Origin of the sequence: Mesorhizobium sp. WSM4311 (assembly GCF_002295115.1) — a bacterium.
In the GTDB taxonomy this organism is placed as follows: Bacteria; Pseudomonadota; Alphaproteobacteria; order Rhizobiales; family Rhizobiaceae; genus Mesorhizobium.
This window is the reverse complement of record NZ_NSFV01000010.1, coordinates 128,425-146,492: the sequence shown is the minus strand read 5'-3', so window position 1 is coordinate 146,492 and position 18,068 is coordinate 128,425. Positions and strand designations below refer to the sequence as shown.

Genomic DNA, 18,068 nt, shown 5'->3' with positions numbered 1-18,068 from the left:
GCCGGTTCGTTCCGAAGAACAAGGGCACGCCAAAGTGACGATCGTGACCGGCAAGGCCGAGGCTCGCCGAAGATTGCAATCCGGTGGAGCCGGCGTGCTGCGCAAGATCTGGGAGCATCGCGCCGACTACGCGTACGTGCTGCCCGCGATCGCCGTGATGCTCGTCGTCATCGCCTATCCGATCTACTACACGATCGAGCTGTCGTTCTTTAATACGCCGCCTGGCCTGCAGCTTCGCGACAAGACCTTCATCGGCTTCAACAACTACACCGCCATCCTCACCAGCGCGGTGTTCTGGAAGGTCACCTGGAACACGCTGATCTGGACTGTGGGATCCACCGTCATCTCCTTCGTCCTGGGGTTTGCCGCCGCGCTGGCGCTCCACCGCGACTTTTTCGGCCGTGGTGTCCTGCGCGCCATTCTGATCATTCCCTGGGTCATCAGCGCGGTCGCCGCCTCCTATATCTGGAAGTGGATCTACCACTCGGACTTCGGCATCATCGGCGCGGTGCTGGTCGGCCTCGGATTGGCCGACCGGCCGCCGAATTTCATCGACAGCGTCTCAACGGTGCTGCCCTCCCTGATCGTCGTCAACATCTGGCGCGAATTTCCGTTTGCCATGATCATGATGATGGCAGGCCTGCAGACGGTTCCCGAGCAGCTGCTGCGCGCCGCAAAGGTCGACGGAGCCAATGCGTGGCAGCGCTTCTGGCACGTCACCTTCCCGCATTTGAGCAATGTCTCGACAGTGACGATCCTGCTGCTGGCAGTCGCCAACTTCAACTCCTTCATCATCCCCTGGATCATGACCGGCGGCGGGCCGTCGAACGCATCGCATATCTGGATCACCCACATCTATGAGCTCGCCTTCGGCCGGCAGCGCTGGGGGGTGGCATCGGCCTATTCGGTGCTGCTGTTCATCATCCTGATGACGTTGGGCTACTTCTACGTCCGCGCGCTAAGTGGCAACGACCGCAAGGATGGGGGCGCATGAGCACGATTGCCGAGACTCCTCCTCGAGGCCAGGCCCCTCGCCGCATGCGCATAGACGGATGGCGCTGGGGCGGGCGCATCTTCCTCGTGTTCATGCTGCTTTACACAGCGTTGCCGATGGCCTGGATGCTGATCACCTCGATCAAGTCCGGCTTCGCCGCGATGCAATTCCCGCCGCAATGGTGGCCTGACCAACCGACCCTCGCCAGCTACCAGAAGCTGCTCGATCCGCAGAACAGTGTCGGCCAGGACTTCCTCCGCTTCTTCTGGAACAGCCTTTTCGTCTCCACCGCCACGACTGTCCTTTCGGTGATCGTGGCGGTTCCCGCAGCCTACGCGTTTTCGCGCTTCACCTTCCCGGGCCGGAACTTCCTGTTCTTCACCGTCTTGCTTCGCAACATGTTCCCGGCGGTGATCTTTCTCGTGCCGCTCTTCATCCTGATGCGCGCGATCGGGCTGGTGAACACGCATGGCTCGCTCGTTCTCACCTATCTCACCTTCGGCCTGCCGCTGGCGATCTGGCTGCTCAAGGGCTTCTACGACAACATCCCGGTGCAGCTCGAACAGGCGGCGCGCATCGACGGGGCAACGCGGTTCCAGGCCTTCATCCTGATCGTCATGCCGCTCTCGACGCCGGGCATCATCGCCACGGCGATCTATTCCTTCATCGGCGCCTGGAACGAGTACATCTACGCCTACACCTTCCTCTCCAAGAACGAGCAGTTGACGCTGCCAGTCGGCATCCAGCGCTTCTTCTCGGAAAACACGACGGACTTTCCAGGCCTGATGGCGGCCAGCTTCATGATGAGCGTGCCCGTCGTGGTGCTGTTCCTCGTCCTGCAACGATACTTCGTACGCGCCCTTACAGAAGGCGCGGTCAAGCACTAGGGAGTTGCCGATGGCCCATGTGGTCCTCAAAGATCTCGTCAAGACCTATGGCGGCTTCAAAGCCGTCAACGAGGTTTCGCTGACGGTCAATGACGGTGAGTTCGTCGCGCTTGTCGGCCCCTCGGGCTGCGGCAAGACGACGACGCTCAACCTCATCGCCGGGCTGATCCCGATCACATCGGGCGACATCGTCATCGGCGACCAGGTGGTCAACGACCTCGACCCCAAGGACCGCGACATCGCAATGGTGTTCCAGAACTACGCGCTCTATCCGCAAAAGTCGGTCTACATGAACCTCGCCTTCCCGCTGCAGATGCGCAAGCTGCCCAAGGCCGAGATCGACAAGAAGGTCCGGGAAGCGGCGCGGGTGCTCGACATGACGCAGTTGCTCGAGCGCAAGCCGCGCGAACTCTCGGGCGGGCAACAGCAGCGCGTGGCACTCGGCCGCGCGCTCGTTCGGGATCCGGCGGTGTTCCTGATGGACGAACCGCTCTCCAATCTCGACGCAAAGCTGCGCGTGCAGATGCGCTCCGAAATCAAGCGGTTCCATCAGGACCTCAAGGCGACGATCGTCTATGTGACGCACGACCAGCTCGAGGCCGTGACCATGGCGGACAGGATGGCTGTGATGAACGGCGGCTATCTGCAGCAATACGATTCGCCGGCGCAGGTTTTCGCGCATCCCGCCAACATGTTCGTCGCCAGCTTCGTCGGCAGCCCGGCGATGAGCCTTATTCCGCTGGAGGCATCGACGGCAAACGGCGACACCGTCCTGAAGAGCGCGGAAGGCTGGAGCCTCCAGCTGTCGCAACGCAACGCGCGCAAGGCCCAGAGTGCGACCACCAGGAAGATCGTGCTCGGTGCGCGACACTCGACGATCAAACTCCACAAAAGCGCGGTCCCCGGCGCCATTCCGGCCAAGGCCTATACGGTGGAACCAACCGGAGACGTCACCTTCGTGCAGGCGCTGCTCTCCGGCGCCATCGTCAACATCAGCGTGTCCCCCAACATTGCCGTCAAACCTGACGAGCAGATCTGGCTCGAGTTCGACCAGGAGCGGATGCACCTGTTCGACGGCGAAACTGAAATGGCTCTCGAGGCCGCCTGAGACAGGCGTTTGGGACGTGGGCGTTGATGACGACGAAGCTCAAGATCACCGCGATCAAGCCCTACCCGGTGTGGGTGGGAACGCGCAACCAGATGCTGGTGAAGGTCGAGACCGACCAGGGCATCTTCGGCTGGGGCGAGAGCGGCTTGAGCGGCCGCGAGAGGGCCGTGACCGGCGCGGTCGAACACTATCGCGAATTCCTCATCGGCCGCGATCCCCTGCAGATCGGCCGCATCTGGCAAGAGGCCTATCGCAGCCAGTATTTTGAAGGCGGCCGCGTTTTGCAGGCGGCGATTTCCGCCATCGACATCGCGCTTCACGACATCAAGGGCAAGGCGCTGGGCGTGCCGGTCTACGAATTGCTCGGCGGCAAGCAGCGCGACCGCGTCCCCACTTTCGCCTCGACCGGAGACGAGGCCGAGGGCGATGTTGCCATCGAACGAGCCCGCGAATTGTACGAACAGGGCTGGCAGGCGATCCGCTTCTTCCCCGCCGGGCAAAGCAGCAAGGACATCTTCGAGCCGCGCGAGTCGATCGGCGTGACCGCGCGGATGCTGAACAAGGCCCGCGAGGCCCTGGGCGACGACGCCGTCCTCGGCATCGACTATCATCATCGGCTGTCGGTGGCCGAGGCGGCGAGCTTCTGCAACAAGCTCGGCCGCGGCGTGCTCGATTTCCTCGAGGAACCGATACGCGACGAAACCCCGGAAGCCTACGAATCCCTGCGCACGATGACCGACATCCCGTTCGCCATCGGCGAGGAATTTGCCAGCAAGTGGCAGTTCCTGCCCTACATCGAGCGCGGCATCCATCAGTTCAACCGGCTCGATGTCTGCAATGTCGGCGGGCTCACCGAAGCGATGAAGATCGCTGGCTGGAGCGAGGCGCACTATGTCGACCTGATGCCGCACAATCCGCTCGGCCCGGTGTGCACGGCCGCGACCGTGCATCTCGCCGCCGCGGTCCCCAATTTCGCCTGGCTCGAGACCAGGGTGCCGGAAAGAATGCTGGGTTTCGACAGTTCCGAGTTCTTCCCCGTGCAACCACAACTCGACGGCCCCGCCTATCCGGTCGGCGATCTGCCGGGGCTCGGCGTCGAGGTCAACGAGGCGGCGATCCAGGCGCAGAGCTTCCGCTTCTGGGAAGCGCCCCACCTCAAGCGCCGCGATGGTTCTGTCACCAACTGGTAGTTCAATTTCAACCGGAGTCCACCATGACGCATACCTCCGACATCATCCGGCCGCCCAAGGACCTGATCGAGGGACTGAGGGAGATCGGCGCCGCGACCGTTGCCGGCACGCTCGGCCACATGGGCTTCCGCAATCCGCATATGGTCGGACCGGTGGCGCAGAACCACGGCAAGTCGATCGTCGGGCCGGCGCTGACGCTGCAGTTCCTGCCGCAGCGGCCGGATCTCTTCAACGAGGGAGAATATGCCGATCCGGAGACGCAACTGCATCGGCATGTGCTCTATCACGCCCAGGACGGCGACGTGGTCGTGGTCGACGCGCGCGGCGACATGAGCTCGGGTGTCTTCGGCGATATGATGTCCACCTACTTCAAGGGCAGAGGCGGCGCGGGCATCGTCATCGATGGATGCATGCGCGACAGGCCCAATGTCGAGAAGCTCGACCTGCCGCTATGGCTGCGCGGCTGGACGCCGAACTATCATGTGCAGACCAGCATCTATCCCAATGCCGTCAACGTTCCGATTGCCTGCGGCGGTGTCACGGTGATCCCCGGCGACATCATCGTTGCCGACGATGATGGCGTCGTGGTGGTTCCTGTCGCAATGGCCGCAAAGGTCATCGAAGAGGCGAAGAAGCATCATCACTGGGAAGAGTTCTCACGCGAGAAGCTCCTCCAGGGCGCCCCGTTGCAACGCTATTATCCGCTGCATGACGACGCACGCGCAGAGTACGAGGCGTGGCGCAAGACAAACGGCTTGAGGAATCCGAAGTAGCACAGGGATCACCCGCGGCGGGTGGCAGCCCTTCCGGCAGCGCGATGGCCACTCGCCATATCGTCGAGCGATATTTTGAGCCCGCCTCGCCCACAGGTGGGCTTACAGAAAACGGGACGTATCGAGCAGCTCGGCCACGCCGTCCAGTTCCTTGTGCAGGCGATGCCAACGACGGTCGAGATAGACCAGCGAATGCGCCTCAGGAGGGACCTCGTCCGGCTGTACCTCGCCTTCCAGCAACTCCGCCGCGACCAGCGTCGCGCCCTCGATCGGCAGCAGGCCGAGCCGGCGTGCGCGAAACCAGGTCGAAACGCCGGTATAGCGCGGCTCGCCCGTGGGCAGCCGCGCCCAGGCGCCCCCGGGCGGAAAGCGTTCCGCACCGCTCGACGCGCAGAGTTGCGCCAGGTCGATATCGGTGAAGCGGAGCAGGTGGATCACCATGGTCTCGGCCCGCAGCAGGGGCTCGGACGAGGTCGATTTCATCGACAGCGAGAAGGCGACGACCGGCGGCGCGGCACTCACCGAGATCAGCGAGGACACGGTCATCGCCACCGGTCTGTCGCCGGGGTCGGCCGTGATCACGGCGACGCCCGCCGGATGGCGGCGAAAGGCTTCGCGAAAGGCGTTGGTCATCGGATGCGGCGCGTTCATCGACATGTCTCTTCTGCTGCGTGGAAAGGCGGCCGGGCGGTGTCCACCCGCCCGGCCCTTCGGACTACTTCTTCTCGATCAGGTCGTAGAACTGCCAGACGCGGTCGCTCCACATGCCGCCGATGTCGCGGCCGGCCGAGGTGACGATCGACGGCGCGATCGTGAAGTGGTTGGCCGCCACCATCATCTCGCGGAAGGTGCGCTGGATCACACCGGCGCGCAGCGACGCACCGCCACCTGCGCGGTAGGCGAAGTTGCAGATATCGACGCCAACTTCGTGAATCTCGGACTTGGCCAGATGCACAAGGCTGATCTGCCGCGTCGACATCCTGTTGCCGGCCTCGACCGTCGCCTCGACGTCGCACCAGGTTTCGAAGACAAAGGCGCGGGCGGCACGATAGCGGGCCTCGGCGCGGCCATAGTCGTGCCAGAACTTCTCGCTCTCGCCGATCAGCCCGGCGCGGCCCGACTTCGAGCGGGCGAATTTGGCGATCTCGTCCAGCATCCGCCGGCCGGCACCGAGAGCCCAGCCGGTATGGCCGATGGCGGCGAGGCCCACGACACCGAGGCTGAAGAACTCCTTCTGGCGCAGCGGCGGCGCGGTCAGGATCGGGAAGACGAGATCGTCGGCGATGAAGACCTCCTCGGCCGCATAGTCGATGGAGCCGGTGCCGCCGAGGCCCAGCACGTCCCAATTGCCGAGCTGCTTGTGCTCGGAGATCGGCGCATGCGCGCACATGACGATGACATTGCCGTTCTCGTCCTTGGCGGGCTTGCCGGTGCCGTCATCGACGAAGGCGGCGCTGTGGCTGTAGGTGGCGTGGCTGAAACCGCTGCCATAGCTCCACTTGCCGTTCAGCCGGTAGCCGCCGCCGACCTTCTTCAGCATGCCCAGCGGCGCGCCCTGCCCCGAGAAACGGTTATCGGTGCCCGGCGCGAAAAGCCGCGCGACCGCGCTGTCCGGCAGGAAGGCCGCCGACATCGCGCCGATGCAGCAATGCACCATCGAAACCCAGCCCGCCGATCCCGAATGCCAGGTGATCGCCTCGATCAGCTCAAGGCCCTGCGTGGGTGGCAACTGCGCGCCGCCAAGGCTCTCGGCGGCGAAGATATGCGACATGCGCAGCGGCTTCAGCGCCTCGAACGTAGCCTGGGTCAGTTCGCCGCTCTCCTCGTCGGCGGCGGCATTGGCTTCCAGGATCGGCCCGATCTCGGCGATCTTCTCCAGCAGGTCGCGATGGTCGACGGTCGTTCCCCATGAGCCATGCTTGATGGGTTTGTTCATCGTTTTCTCCTCCTTGTTTGAAATGTGATCAGCCGGCGAGGAAGTCGCCGATCTTGTTCAGCGTTTCTGGTTTTTCCTGCATGACGAAATGGCCGGCATCCTCGACCAGGATCAGGCGTGCATCCGGGAGCGCCTCGACGAAGAGTGGCGCCTGGCTGGCCGGCAGCAGACGGTCCTTGGTGCCCCAAACGACCAGCGCCGGATTGGTGATGCGCGCCAGGAAGCGGCGCAGATTGGGATGGCCCATGCCGAATGGCGCCAGCAGGCGGCCCAGCGTCTCGCCTTCGCGGGCGCGGTCGGCGCCGAAGGCCTCCGCAAAGGCCGGGTCCGAGCCGTCGGGGAAATAGCGCAACGCCACCGAGACGTCATGCGCCAGAAAGGCCGGCAGCTCCTGCGGCGCGACCGCGCCGAGATCGGTGGCCGGGTGCGCGGGATCGTTGAGCCCTGCCGGCGCGACCAGCACCACCTTGTCGAAGCGCTCGCGGGCAAGGCCGGCCAGCTCCGTCGCCATCCAGCCGCCCATGGAAAAGCCGATGAGATGAGGTTTTTCCGACAGTTTCAGGGCATCGAGCAGATTCAGATAGTGTAGAACCATGTCGGACATCCCAGCCACATGCGGCGCGGCACCCGAAAAGCCGAAGCCCGGATGGCTGGGGCACAGAACGCGGAACCGGTCGGCGAGACCTGCTGCAAAGTCGAAACCTTCCAGCGTCGAGGCGCCGTGCAGGAACAGCACGGGCTTGCCCTTGCCGATGGCCTTCACCACCGTTTTTATGCCGCCGACATCGTAGTCGAGCGTTTCGAACTGAACGGTCATTCTTATTCCTCCTCAGACAAGGTCGGGCTGGATCAGCACTTTGCACTGCGTGGTACGGCGGCGAAGGCTCTCGAAAACCTGCGGAACCGGCGAGAGGTCGATCCGATCGGTGATCAGCGCCTGCGGCGCGAAAGGTCCGCCGCGCAGCGCATCGAGGGCGGCGCCGAACTCGTTGCGCTGATGGAAGAAGACCGAGAACAGCAGGTTCACTTCCTTGGTCAGCGCGACGAACGGGTCCCATTCGTCGCCGCCGATGCACAGCCCGACGCCGACCACCGTGCCCTGCAGCCGGACCGCCTTGACCGCCGCGTCGGTGAGACCGCGCTTGCCGACGCATTCGAAGACGATATCAGGCGCACCGCCACAGAGATCGGCAAGGTTCTCGGCCAGCCTGTTGCCCGATAGCGCGAACCCGGTCGCGCCAAGCGCCAGCGCGCGGTCGCGCTGATGGCTGTGGATATCGGCCACGACCACGCACGACGCCCCCATCCGCCGCGCCCAGAAGGCGACGAGCAGGCCGATCGGTCCGGCACCCAGGATCGCGACCCGGTCTCCCGGTTTCATGCCCGAGCGCACGATGCAGTGCAGCGCGACCGAGAGCGGCTCGGCCAGCGCGCCGTCCTCCAGTGCCACCTCTTCGGGCAAGACATGGCACTGGCGCGCGGCGACGGCCGCGTATTGCGCATAGCCGCCACCAATCAGCACCATGTCGGGGCAGCGGCCTGGATCGCCGCGCCTGCAGGCCTGGCAGTGCCCGCAGCCGCGCATCGGCACGACGGCAACACGATCACCGACCCCAAGGCCCGCCACGCGTGATCCCAGCGCGATGATGTCACCGGCGAATTCATGGCCGAGAACGAAGCCTCCGCCGATGCCGAAAGGCACCGGATCCTCGGTGATGTGCAGGTCGCTGCCGCAGATGCCGCAAGCGGCGACACGCAGGACGACCTCGTCGGGCGCCGGCGTCGGGTCCGGCACCGTGCCGACGCGCAGCGGACTGCCGACCGTATCAAAGATGGCTGCTTTCATAAAAACCTCCCTCTCAGCGGTCCGGATCGACGAGCTTGCGTCGGATCGGGAACCATGGCGCATCCCACCGTTTCGAGATCAGGCCCCAGATGCCCGTACGGGCGTAGAGCGCCACCAGCAGCGTCATCAGGCCGAGGACGACGAAATAGGTTGCGCCGTATTCACCGAACCAGCGGTCGGCGATGAAGAAGATCAGGGATCCGATCAGAACGCCCTCGATGGAGCCGATCCCGCCGACCATGACGATGAAGATCGCCACATTCGCCCACATCGGGTCGAAGGCCGAACCCGGCGTGATCCGCAACTGCGCCATGAAATAGATCGCGCCCGCAAGGCCGCAGCCGACCGCCGACGCGACGTAGACGAGGAAGCGCAGCTTTGCGACATTCACGCCCTGGCTGGCAGCCGCAACAGGATTGTCGCGCATGGCGATCAGCGCAAGGCCGAAGCGCGAGCGAAGCAGCCAGTAGCTGCCGCCGAGCGTGACCAGCAGCATGCCGGCGCAGAGCAGCGACATGGCGACATTGCGCTCGAAGGCCGAATAATCCTTCATCACGCGCAGCGACATGCCCGCGCCGGAATTGACCAGCGGCAGGTTCGAGGCGGTCAGCCGGAAGACCTCGGCCACCACCCATGTGCCGATCGAGAAATACGGGCCATCCAGGCGATGAAGCAAAAGGTAGATCGGCACGGCAAGTGCGGCCGGCACCAGCAGTGACAGGAAGACCGCCGCGAACGGATTGATGCCGTAGGTCTGCGCCAACACGAAAAGCGCGTAGCCGGCCGCGCCCATGAAGGCGTGCTGGCCCACCGAGACAAGGCCGGCATAGCCGGCGAGCAGGTTCCACATCTGCGCGACGGCGATGTAGCAGCACAGCACCAGGATCGAGCGGATCGTGCCGGTCGAGGCCCACCACGGCATGGCCGCGACTGCGATCATCGCCAGCACCGCCAGCGTCATCGCGACGCGGCCGGAGCGGGTCTGGCGCTGCACCAGGACTTCGGGCGCCTCGGTTTCCAGATAGGGGATCGCACTCATGACAATGCCTTTCCGAACAGGCCCTGCGGGCGGGTCGCCAGCACGATCAGGAAGACGATGTGTCCGGCGAGCACGCCAAAGCCCGGATCGATGCGGAAACCAATGGCCTGCGAGATGCCGAGGACCATCGAGCCGACGAAGGCGCCCCATACCGTACCCATGCCGCCGATGATCACCGCCTCGAACGCGTAGATCAGCTGGGCCGGTCCATCGGCCGGCGCGACGGTCGACCGCAGCGCCTGGAAGACGGCGGCAAAGCCCAGGATGCCGACCGCCGCCGCCGTCGCCATCGCATAGACGGCGCGCGGGTTGATGCCGGTCATCGCCGCCGCCTCGACATCGGCCGACGCGGCGCGCAGCGCCCGGCCGAAGCGCGTGCGCTTCAATGTCAGATCGAGGCCCCAGGTCAGGCCCGTGGCGACCGCCAGCACGATCAGCGGCAGCAGGCCGACATAGACGCTGCCGATCTCGATGGATTGGCTCTCGATCCCATGTCCGGGCAGCGACCGGCTGTTCGCAGACCAGATCTGCAGCATCAGGTTCTGCAGCGCGATCGACAGTCCGAAGGTCGCGATCAGCGAAGGCAGCGGGTCGCTGCCCACCACCCGGTTCAGCACGGCCTTCTGCAGCACCCAGCCCATAAGCACCGCGAGCGGCACCAACACGATCAGCACAGGCAGCGGTCCCAGGCCCCAGGCCGTAGCCATCGAGATGCCGATCAGCGACAGAAGGATCACCAGATCGCCATGGCTGATGTTGACGATGCGCATGACGCCGAACATCAGCGCCATGCCGAGCGCGTACTGGGCATACATGCCGCCCAGCAGGATCCCCTGCACCAAGGCGTCAAACCACTCCATGGCCCGCTCCAAAATAGGCTTTGCCGATCTGCTCGCGCGTGATTTCGGCCGACCTGCCGGTCAGGGTCACGCGCCCCTCCAGCATGCAGTAGAGACGGTCCGAGGCGGTCCGGGCGAGGCCGACATCCTGTTCGACCACGATCATCGCCGTCCCGGTGGCACGGATTTCGGGCAAGGCGGCATAGATCTCGCGGATCACCTTGGGCGCAAGGCCGAGGCTGATCTCGTCGCAAAGCAGCACGCGCGGCTGGCACAGCAGCGCGCGGCCGATGGCCACCATCTGCTGCTGCCCACCCGAGAGGCTCTGCACCTGCGTGCGGGCCTTCTCCTTGAGGATCGGGAACAGCTGGTGCAGCCGTGGCAGCGTCCATCCGCCCTTGGCGCCCATGCGCGCGGCCTGGTCGATGGCGACGCGCAGATTGTCCTCGACCGACATGCCGGTGAACAGGCGGCGGCCCTCCGGCACGATGGCGACGCCCTTCTGCACCATGCGGTCGGTCGCGGTACCACCGACAGGGTCGCCGTGCAGCCGCACCATCTCGCGCCCAACCGGGAGCAGGCCCATGATCGAACGCAGGAGGGTGGACTTGCCTGCCCCGTTGGCGCCGATCAGGGCCACGGCCTCACCCTGGTGCAGCTCGATGTCGATGCCGTAGAGCGCCTGGAAATCGCCATAGCGGGCCAGCAGCCCGTGGGTGGAAAGAACGGCCGTCATGCCTCGATCCCCATATAGACGCGCTGGACCTCGGGCAGCGCGATCACTTCGGCGGGCACGCCTTCGGCGATCTTCTCGCCGAAGTTCAGCGCCAACAGCCGGTCCGCCACCGCCAGCAGCGCGTGCAGCACGTGCTCGATCCAGATGATGGTGATGCCGCGGTCGCGGATGCGGCGCACCAGCGCCACCAGCGCTTTCGATTCATCGTCGGTCAGCCCGCCCGCGATCTCGTCCAGCAGCAGCAGCTTCGGATCCGACGCCAGCGCGCGCGCCAGTTCCAGCCGCTTGCGGTCGAGCAGCGGCAGGGCGCCGGCCGAGACATTGGCCTTGTCGGAAAGCTCGCAATCGCGCAGCACCTGGGCGCAGAAAGCATAGCTTTGCTTCTCCGACCGGCCGCCGCCGAACGCGGCGGCGACCAGCAGGTTCTCGAAGGTGGTCATGCCGGAATAAGGACGCGGGATCTGATAGGTCCGTCCGATTCCCATCTGGCAGCGACGGAAGGGCGGCTCGCCGCGCAGCGCCGTGTCGCCGAGCTGGATCTCGCCGCCGGATGCCTTCAAATCGCCGCTGATCATGTTGAACAGCGTCGTCTTGCCCGCCCCGTTCGGGCCGAGGATGCCCAGTACCTCGCCCCGATGCACGTCGAAACTCACCTCATGCAGGACGCGGACGGCGCCGAAGGACTTCGACACGCCGCGCGCCGTCAGCAGGATTGCCCTATCCATGGATCCGTCCGCGTCCCTGCTCATGTCACCAGGCGATCGGCTTGATCGCCTGTTGGGGCGCGAAGAGCTGATTGACCGTGTTGTCGACGATCTTCAGGTCGTAGGGCCATTTCTCGCCCTTCACCCACTGGCCGCCGAAGATCGGCGTCTTGCAGATGTTCTTGTGCGGCGAACCGTCGAACTTGATGTGGCCGACCAGCGTCTGCAGATCGGTGGCGACCAGCGCGTCGCGGTTGGCCTGGCGGTCGAGCGGATTGGAGGAGCGCTTCAATATGTCGAGCGCGACCTCGAGCAAGGCATGCGAATAGCCCAGCGGCTGCGTCCACTGCCGCTTCGCGTCGGCTTCCCACTGGTCGGCGATGTCGCGGCTGACCTGCCCGGTCAGCGACGACTTGAACGGGAAGGCCGGCGTCCACCAGACCTCGGAGGACATGCCGGCGCCGAGCGGACCCATCGCCTCGACGCCGCCTGGGAACAGCAGCGCCGCCGCCACCGTGACCGCCTTCGGCTTGAAGCCCTGCTGGTTGCACTGGGTGACGAAGGTCTTCAGATCGTCCGGATAGGTGATGCCGCCGATGATGTCGCAACCCTGCTTCTTGAATTCGGATATCTGGGCGGAGAAATCATTGGTGCGCGGCTGGAAGTAGCCGGGCACGACGACGTCGTAGCCGGCCTTGCGGGTCGGCGCCGGCAGGCCGTATTCGTCATTGCCCCAGGTCTCGCCGTCGATGTTCTGGGGAAACAGCATCCCGACCTTCTTGTTGGTCTCCAGATGGTTCCAGAGCCCGACGAAGGTGTTCAGCGCTTCGTCGAGACCCCAGAAGAAATGGTAGGTCCAGTCGAAGGTCTGCTTGCCGCCGCCGCGCGGCATGATCACCGCCTGCCAGGGCGCGCCCGAGGAGATGCACGGCGTCTCATAGAGTTCCGACTGTTCGGCCGCGGGCAGGATCGTGTCGGTGGTCGAAGCCGGAACGAGCAGGTGCACCTCGTCGTTCAGGATGAGGTTGCCGGCGATTTCCGATGCCTTGTTCGGATTGGACTGGCTGTCGCGATCGAGGATCTCGATCTCGTAGGTATTGCCGTTGGCGCATTGCAGCTGGCCGCCGAGCAGGGCGCGGATCTTCTGCAAGGTGTAGCCGTCCGTCTCGCCGAAGAGGGCGAGCGGACCGGTGGTGGGGCTGAGATAGCCAAGCTTGATCTTGCCAGCGGTCGCGGCGCGCACATAGCGCGGCATGGCCAGCGTACTGGCGGCCGCAACACCGGCCCCAATCCCCTTCAGCACGGTCCGGCGGCTGGGCAAACCCGATTTCACGAGTCTGTTGTAGTAGGTCATGTCATTTCCTCCCTGGGTTAAGCCGGCCCGTCCCCTCGACGAGACCGGCGTCGGTTCAAAGCTCCTTCAAGTCATGCGCAGCAGCGAGCCGCCATCGATGACGATCAGCGAGCCGGTGACGTAGGACGCGGCGGGCGACGCCAGGTATAGCGCCAGCCCCTTGATCTCCTCCGGATCGCCGATGCGGCCGACGAGCGACTGGGCCTCGAAGGCCTGGCGGTCGGCCGGATTGCGCAGCCGGCTACCGGCGATGTTGGTGATGAACGGGCCGGGCAGAATGGCGTTGATGCGGATGTTGTAGGCGCCGAGTTCCATCGCCATATGGCGCACGAGATGGTTCACCGCGGCCTTGGCGGGCATGTAGGGCGTGCCCACGATGCTCTCGTTGATCAGCGAGGCGATGGACGACGTGACGATGATCTGGCCGCCGCCATTCGGCTTCATGTGCCGGACGGCATGCTTGATGGTGGTGTAGACCGAAGTCAGGTTGATCTCGATCACCTTGTCCCAGTGCTCGTCAGCCAGGTTCTCGATGGCGCCCTCGGGGTTCCTCTCGCCGGTCGGGCTGTTGAAGCCCGGTCCGGCGTCGATCCCGGCATTGGCGAACACGACATCGATCGAGCCCGCCTTGTCGGCCACCTTGTCGAAGGCTTGGGCCATCGCCGCGCGGTCGCCGACATCGACGACCTGGCCCCAGACATCGCCGCCCGCGGCCCTGATCGCGGCGACGGTCTTGTCCAGCCCGGCGGGGTTCAGGTCGAAGATGCAGACCTTCGCGCCATGCTCGGCCATGATCTCTGCATAGGCCTGGCCGATGCCGCTGGCGCCACCGGTGACGATCACCGACTTGCCTCTGACATCGAACATCTTCTCAAGTGCGGCCATCAGTTTCCTCCCATTTTTGCGCGATACCGACCTGCGTGCGGGCGCCTTCGCGGCACCCACGGCGCGGGGGTCACTTCTTCTTTCGCGAAAGCACGAAATCGAACTCGACGTCGTAGAACGGCGCGGCAACCTTGGCCTTCGCCGCGGCCTCGGCGTCTTCGACCTTGCGGAATTCGGCGAGCAGGCTCTGCTTCACGCCGAAGACGGCGTCCGTATCGATATACGGGTCATCCGGATCGAAGATGTGCGTGGTCAGCGCGTCGAAACCCTCGGCCTCGACGATGTAGTGGAGATGCGCCGGGCGATAGGGGTGGCGCCCCAGCGCGCCGAGCAGCTTGCCGACCGGCCCGTCATCCGGGATCGGGTAGTATTTGGGCTTCGCGCCGCGGAACCAGTAGCGTCCGTCCGCACCAGTACGGAAGACGCCGCGCAGGTTGAAGTCGGGCTGGATGCCCTTCTGCTGCACATCGTAGAAGCCCTCGTCATTGGCCTGCCAGACATCGATCTTGGCGCCAGCGATCGGGTTGCCCTCGGTGTCGAGGATGCGGCCATGCACGAACATCGGCTCGCCCTTCCGGTCGAGGCAGATGTTCGAGCCCATCGGCAGTTCGGGCGCGTCGGCGACATGGAATGGCCCCAGCACGGTGGATTCCGAGGCGCCGGACGGCTTGCGGTTGTTGATCGCATCGACCAGCATCGAGACGCCGAGGATATCCGACAGCAGGATGTACTCCTGCCGCCACTCGTTGCAGATCTGGCCCGTCCGCGTCAGGAACATGATCGCCTCGAACCATTCCTCCTGCGTCGGCTCGATCTCCTTCACCGCCTCGTGCAGCTTGCGGGTGATGACCTCCATGACCTGGCCGAGCCGCTGGTCCTTGGCGTTCTTGTTGCGCGCCACGACGACTTCGGCCGAGTTGGCTTCAGTGAAATAGCCGTGTTCGTGTTCGTCGGTCATGGGATCCTCCTCAGCGCGCCAGAACGGATTTGAAGACGCGGCGCAGCTCGGTCGCCGGATCGGCCGCCAGCGTTTCGGAACGCCAGGCGACGTGATGGTCGGGGCGCACCACCAGGCAGCCGGAGTCGCGGATTTCGCGTGCGCGCGCCCAGTCGCCGGTATGGTCCTCGATCGGGCGGCGCGGGCCGATCACATGGGTGCGGATCGGCAGACCGAGTTCCGCGGCGACCGTCTCCGCGGCGGCGAGCCACGCCTCGCCGCCAATGCCGGTCAACAGCGTGAACTCGCCATGTCCGCAAAGGTCGAGTGTCGAGAGCTTCCTGCCCGCGCGCTCGAACACCCAGACATGCGGCAGGCGCGCGCCGGGCCAGGTCGTGGGCGCATAGTGCAGCTCGCGATCCTTCTCGAAAGCCGGCTCGGGGTAGCCGTCGGTCACCACGGCGCCCGACGCATAGCGATGGTTCATCTCGACGCCATGGGCATCGAACTCGTATTTCTTGAAGGCGATAGCCTTGCGCAGCGCCTCGCGCTGCGTTTCGGCGGCTTGTGTGGCGTCGGCGCGGGCCTCCATGTTCCTCTGGATCTTGTCGTGATCCACGCCTCCATCCATGCCGAGCGCCTCGAAGATCGGGCCGAACTCGGCGATCGACTGGTTCGCGCGCGTCACGATCTGGCGCGCGATCGGCGCACGCTCGGCCGAGTAGCTATTCAGAAGCCCGATCCCCGCCTGCCCTTTGACGACCTTGGCGAGTTTCCAGGCGAGGTTGAACCCGTCCTGGATCGACGTGTTGGAGCCAAGCCCGTTCGAGGGCGGATGCCGGTGCGCGGCGTCGCCCATGATGAACACCCGCCCCTTCTGCATGTGGGTGGCGAAGCAGTTGTTCACGGTCCAGGTGTTGGCGCCCAGGAGCTCGATCTCGAGCTCGGGATCTCCGACCAGCTGGCGCGCGACGCCGGTTGCCAGTTCGGGCGTCACATCGGGCGGCGGCTGGTTGATGTCGTAGCCCCAGACGATGAGCCACTCGTTCCACGGCCGCACCATGCGAACGAGACCCATGCCGATCCCGCCGACATCGGCACCGGGCTGCATGACCCAGTAGAGGACGCTTGGCCGGTGCGCGACGTATTTCGAAAGATCGGCCCGGAACAGGATGTTCATCGACCCGCCGACGCCCATCTTGCCCTCGAAAGGCAGGCCCAGATGCTCGGCCACCAGCGAGTTGCCGCCATCGGCGCCGACGAGGAACTTCGACCGCACGGTGAAGTCCCTGCCCGACAGCCTGTCGTGGCAGGTCGTGGTGACGCCGTCCGCATCTTGGACATGGCTGACATATTCGGTGCTCATGCGCGCCTGCGTGCCGCGCGCGCACGCCGTCTTGAACAGGATCGGCTCCATGAAGGTCTGGGGCAGATCGTTCATGAAGGACGGCGACGACTGGAGATGTTCAGCCTTGGAGAGCGGGTCGGTGCCCCAGCTTTTCATCCGGCCAAGCTCTTCGCCGGCCAGGCTTTCGCAGAACACGTTCTCGCCCATCAGCTCCTGCGGCGAGGCGTGCATCACGGCCTCGGCCTCGACCTCCGGCCCGAGGTCGCGCAGCACTTCCATGGTGCGCTGGTTGGTGATGTGGGCACGCGGCGTATTCGACAGCCAGCGGTAGCGGTTCACGACCATGTTGGCCACGCCGCAGCTGGCGAGAAGTGCCGCCGTGGCCGAGCCGGCCGGGCCCGTGCCCACGATCAGCACGTCGGTTTCGATATCCGCCATCAATGTCCTCCCTCGATCTTAGGACCGGCCAGCCTGCGGCGGACCGGAAACAGGTGCAGGCCGCTGCGGGCCGAAATCAGCCCCCACAGCCCCTTCGGTGCGAACAGCATCACCGCGATGGCGGCGAGGCCGAGTGTCATCAGGTACCAGCTGCCGTAGTCGGCCAGCGCTGAACGCAGCGCAAAGAACACCAGCACCCCGACGATGGGTCCCTCGATGGTGCCGATGCCGCCGATGACGACGATGAAGATGACATAGGCCGTCCAGTCGGTGACGGCGAAGGCCGCCTCCGGCGAGATGCGGGCGGTCTGCACGAAGATCAGCGCGCCGGTCAGTCCGGTGGCGGCCGCGGCGATCAGAAACACCGCCCATTTGAGCCGCCGGACATCGACGCCGACCGCCTGGGCCGCATCGACATTGTCGCGCACGGCCGCCAGCGCCAGCCCGAGGCGACTGCGCAACAGCCAGTAGATGCAGCCGGTGACGGCCACGACCAGCGCCAGCGCCAGCCAATAGGCGAGAATGTCGCGCGCGGCCGCTTCGCGCACGCCGAACAGCGTCCGGATCGCATCCGTGCCCATGATATTGCTGGTCGCCTCGCGTGGCAGCGAGGTGCCGGTGCCGCCGCCGAGCGCCTTCCATTGCGCGATCAGCAGCCGCGTCACCTCGGCGATCACCCAGGTGCCGATGGCGAAATAGGCGCCCTGCAGGCGGAAGGCGAAGAAGGCCGTGGGAACGGCCAGAGCCAGCGCCGCAAGGCCGCCCAGCAGGATCGCGGCAACCGGGTTCCAGCCGAGCAGGATCACGCCGGCGAACATCGCATAGGCGCCGATGCCGACGAAGGCCTGCTGACCCACCGAGACGAGACCGCCATAACCCGCCAGCAGGTTCCAGATCTGCGCCAGCGTCAGCATGGTGAGAATGAAGAACAGGTCCTGTATGACACCGCGCGAGGTCACGGCGGGCAAGGCGAGCCCGGCCACGACGAGAACAATCACGGCGATCTCCGTGGCAGTTCCGGCGCGGGTGCGGGTTGTCAGCCGATACATGCCGC

Annotated in this window: 18 protein-coding genes; 5 read left to right on the top strand and 13 right to left on the bottom strand. The window is 65.2% G+C overall.

The window, feature by feature from the left end; all coding sequences use genetic code 11:
- Positions 1-34 precede the first annotated feature (34 nt).
- Genes CK226_RS24965 through CK226_RS24945 form a run of 5 tightly spaced genes read left to right on the top strand, consistent with a single transcriptional unit; the run spans position 35 to position 4,952 of the window.
- The gene (locus CK226_RS24965; protein WP_095793360.1) at positions 35-994 is read left to right on the top strand and encodes a sugar ABC transporter permease; all 960 of its coding nucleotides are present in this window, start codon (positions 35-37) and stop codon (positions 992-994) included.
- Positions 991-1,881: a carbohydrate ABC transporter permease gene (locus CK226_RS24960; RefSeq protein WP_095774980.1), complete on the top strand. Its 891-nt coding sequence runs from the start codon at positions 991-993 to the stop codon at positions 1,879-1,881. Before CK226_RS24965 ends, CK226_RS24960 begins: the two co-directional genes overlap by 4 nt.
- 10 nt (positions 1,882-1,891) lie before the next feature.
- Positions 1,892-2,989 (top strand): ABC transporter ATP-binding protein, encoded by a 1,098-nt coding sequence (locus CK226_RS24955; RefSeq protein WP_095793359.1) that lies wholly within the window; start codon positions 1,892-1,894, stop codon positions 2,987-2,989.
- A gap of 26 nt (positions 2,990-3,015) precedes the next feature.
- Complete coding sequence (locus tag CK226_RS24950) at positions 3,016-4,179, top strand: mandelate racemase/muconate lactonizing enzyme family protein (RefSeq protein ID WP_095793358.1); 1,164 nt, start codon at positions 3,016-3,018, stop codon at positions 4,177-4,179.
- A 23-nt stretch (positions 4,180-4,202) separates the two neighbouring features.
- The gene (locus tag CK226_RS24945; RefSeq protein ID WP_095793357.1) at positions 4,203-4,952 is read left to right on the top strand and encodes a ribonuclease activity regulator RraA; all 750 of its coding nucleotides are present in this window, start codon (positions 4,203-4,205) and stop codon (positions 4,950-4,952) included.
- Positions 4,953-5,054: 102 nt separating this feature from the next.
- Here the strand turns inward: CK226_RS24945 and CK226_RS24940 are convergent, their stop codons facing one another.
- The 13 genes from CK226_RS24940 to CK226_RS24880 all read right to left on the bottom strand — a co-directional run bounded on the left by CK226_RS24940 (position 5,055) and on the right by CK226_RS24880 (position 18,063).
- Positions 5,055-5,609, bottom strand: a complete 555-nt coding sequence (locus CK226_RS24940; protein ID WP_245318270.1) for a flavin reductase family protein — start codon at positions 5,607-5,609, stop codon at positions 5,055-5,057.
- Between the two features lie 58 nt (positions 5,610-5,667).
- Positions 5,668-6,888 (bottom strand): acyl-CoA dehydrogenase, encoded by a 1,221-nt coding sequence (locus CK226_RS24935; RefSeq protein ID WP_095793356.1) that lies wholly within the window; start codon positions 6,886-6,888, stop codon positions 5,668-5,670.
- Positions 6,889-6,916: 28 nt separating this feature from the next.
- Positions 6,917-7,705: an alpha/beta hydrolase gene (locus CK226_RS24930; protein ID WP_095793355.1), complete on the bottom strand. Its 789-nt coding sequence runs from the start codon at positions 7,703-7,705 to the stop codon at positions 6,917-6,919.
- A gap of 12 nt (positions 7,706-7,717) precedes the next feature.
- Entirely contained in the window at positions 7,718-8,734 is a 1,017-nt protein-coding gene (locus CK226_RS24925) for an alcohol dehydrogenase catalytic domain-containing protein (RefSeq protein WP_095793354.1), read from the bottom strand.
- Positions 8,735-8,747: 13 nt separating this feature from the next.
- Positions 8,748-9,773: a branched-chain amino acid ABC transporter permease gene (locus CK226_RS24920; protein WP_095793353.1), complete on the bottom strand. Its 1,026-nt coding sequence runs from the start codon at positions 9,771-9,773 to the stop codon at positions 8,748-8,750.
- Positions 9,770-10,633, bottom strand: a complete 864-nt coding sequence (locus CK226_RS24915; protein ID WP_095774988.1) for a branched-chain amino acid ABC transporter permease — start codon at positions 10,631-10,633, stop codon at positions 9,770-9,772. Before CK226_RS24915 ends, CK226_RS24920 begins: the two co-directional genes overlap by 4 nt.
- Entirely contained in the window at positions 10,620-11,348 is a 729-nt protein-coding gene (locus CK226_RS24910) for an ABC transporter ATP-binding protein (protein WP_095789856.1), read from the bottom strand. The genes CK226_RS24915 and CK226_RS24910 overlap by 14 nt, the downstream gene beginning before the upstream one ends.
- Positions 11,345-12,073: an ABC transporter ATP-binding protein gene (locus tag CK226_RS24905; RefSeq protein WP_095793352.1), complete on the bottom strand. Its 729-nt coding sequence runs from the start codon at positions 12,071-12,073 to the stop codon at positions 11,345-11,347. Before CK226_RS24905 ends, CK226_RS24910 begins: the two co-directional genes overlap by 4 nt.
- Positions 12,074-12,098: 25 nt before the next feature.
- Entirely contained in the window at positions 12,099-13,406 is a 1,308-nt protein-coding gene (locus CK226_RS24900) for an ABC transporter substrate-binding protein (RefSeq protein WP_095793351.1), read from the bottom strand.
- 66 nt (positions 13,407-13,472) lie between these two features.
- Positions 13,473-14,291, bottom strand: coding sequence for an SDR family NAD(P)-dependent oxidoreductase (locus CK226_RS24895; protein ID WP_095793350.1), 819 nt, complete (start codon positions 14,289-14,291; stop codon positions 13,473-13,475).
- A 70-nt stretch (positions 14,292-14,361) separates the two neighbouring features.
- Positions 14,362-15,249: an intradiol ring-cleavage dioxygenase gene (locus CK226_RS24890; protein WP_095793349.1), complete on the bottom strand. Its 888-nt coding sequence runs from the start codon at positions 15,247-15,249 to the stop codon at positions 14,362-14,364.
- Between the two features lie 10 nt (positions 15,250-15,259).
- Entirely contained in the window at positions 15,260-17,014 is a 1,755-nt protein-coding gene (locus CK226_RS24885) for an FAD-dependent monooxygenase (protein ID WP_095793348.1), read from the bottom strand.
- Entirely contained in the window at positions 17,014-18,063 is a 1,050-nt protein-coding gene (locus CK226_RS24880) for a branched-chain amino acid ABC transporter permease (RefSeq protein WP_095793347.1), read from the bottom strand. Before CK226_RS24880 ends, CK226_RS24885 begins: the two co-directional genes overlap by 1 nt.
- Positions 18,064-18,068: the final 5 nt, after the last annotated feature.

Bases quoted from the DNA above. Each gene is read 5' to 3' on its own strand.
- CK226_RS24960 (WP_095774980.1), top strand. From the start codon at position 991: ATGAGCACGATTGCCGAGACTCCTCCTCGAGGCCAGGCCCCTCGCCGC.
- CK226_RS24955 (WP_095793359.1), top strand. From the start codon at position 1,892: ATGGCCCATGTGGTCCTCAAAGATCTCGTCAAGACCTATGGCGGCTTC.
- CK226_RS24950 (WP_095793358.1), top strand. From the start codon at position 3,016: ATGACGACGAAGCTCAAGATCACCGCGATCAAGCCCTACCCGGTGTGG.
- CK226_RS24945 (WP_095793357.1), top strand. From the start codon at position 4,203: ATGACGCATACCTCCGACATCATCCGGCCGCCCAAGGACCTGATCGAG.
- CK226_RS24940 (WP_245318270.1), bottom strand. From the start codon at position 5,609: ATGTCGATGAACGCGCCGCATCCGATGACCAACGCCTTTCGCGAAGCC.
- CK226_RS24935 (WP_095793356.1), bottom strand. From the start codon at position 6,888: ATGAACAAACCCATCAAGCATGGCTCATGGGGAACGACCGTCGACCAT.
- CK226_RS24930 (WP_095793355.1), bottom strand. From the start codon at position 7,705: ATGACCGTTCAGTTCGAAACGCTCGACTACGATGTCGGCGGCATAAAA.
- CK226_RS24925 (WP_095793354.1), bottom strand. From the start codon at position 8,734: ATGAAAGCAGCCATCTTTGATACGGTCGGCAGTCCGCTGCGCGTCGGC.
- CK226_RS24920 (WP_095793353.1), bottom strand. From the start codon at position 9,773: ATGAGTGCGATCCCCTATCTGGAAACCGAGGCGCCCGAAGTCCTGGTG.
- CK226_RS24915 (WP_095774988.1), bottom strand. From the start codon at position 10,633: ATGGAGTGGTTTGACGCCTTGGTGCAGGGGATCCTGCTGGGCGGCATG.
- CK226_RS24910 (WP_095789856.1), bottom strand. From the start codon at position 11,348: ATGACGGCCGTTCTTTCCACCCACGGGCTGCTGGCCCGCTATGGCGAT.
- CK226_RS24905 (WP_095793352.1), bottom strand. From the start codon at position 12,073: ATGGATAGGGCAATCCTGCTGACGGCGCGCGGCGTGTCGAAGTCCTTC.
- CK226_RS24900 (WP_095793351.1), bottom strand. From the start codon at position 13,406: ATGACCTACTACAACAGACTCGTGAAATCGGGTTTGCCCAGCCGCCGG.
- CK226_RS24895 (WP_095793350.1), bottom strand. From the start codon at position 14,291: ATGGCCGCACTTGAGAAGATGTTCGATGTCAGAGGCAAGTCGGTGATC.
- CK226_RS24890 (WP_095793349.1), bottom strand. From the start codon at position 15,249: ATGACCGACGAACACGAACACGGCTATTTCACTGAAGCCAACTCGGCC.
- CK226_RS24885 (WP_095793348.1), bottom strand. From the start codon at position 17,014: ATGGCGGATATCGAAACCGACGTGCTGATCGTGGGCACGGGCCCGGCC.
- CK226_RS24880 (WP_095793347.1), bottom strand. From the start codon at position 18,063: ATGTATCGGCTGACAACCCGCACCCGCGCCGGAACTGCCACGGAGATC.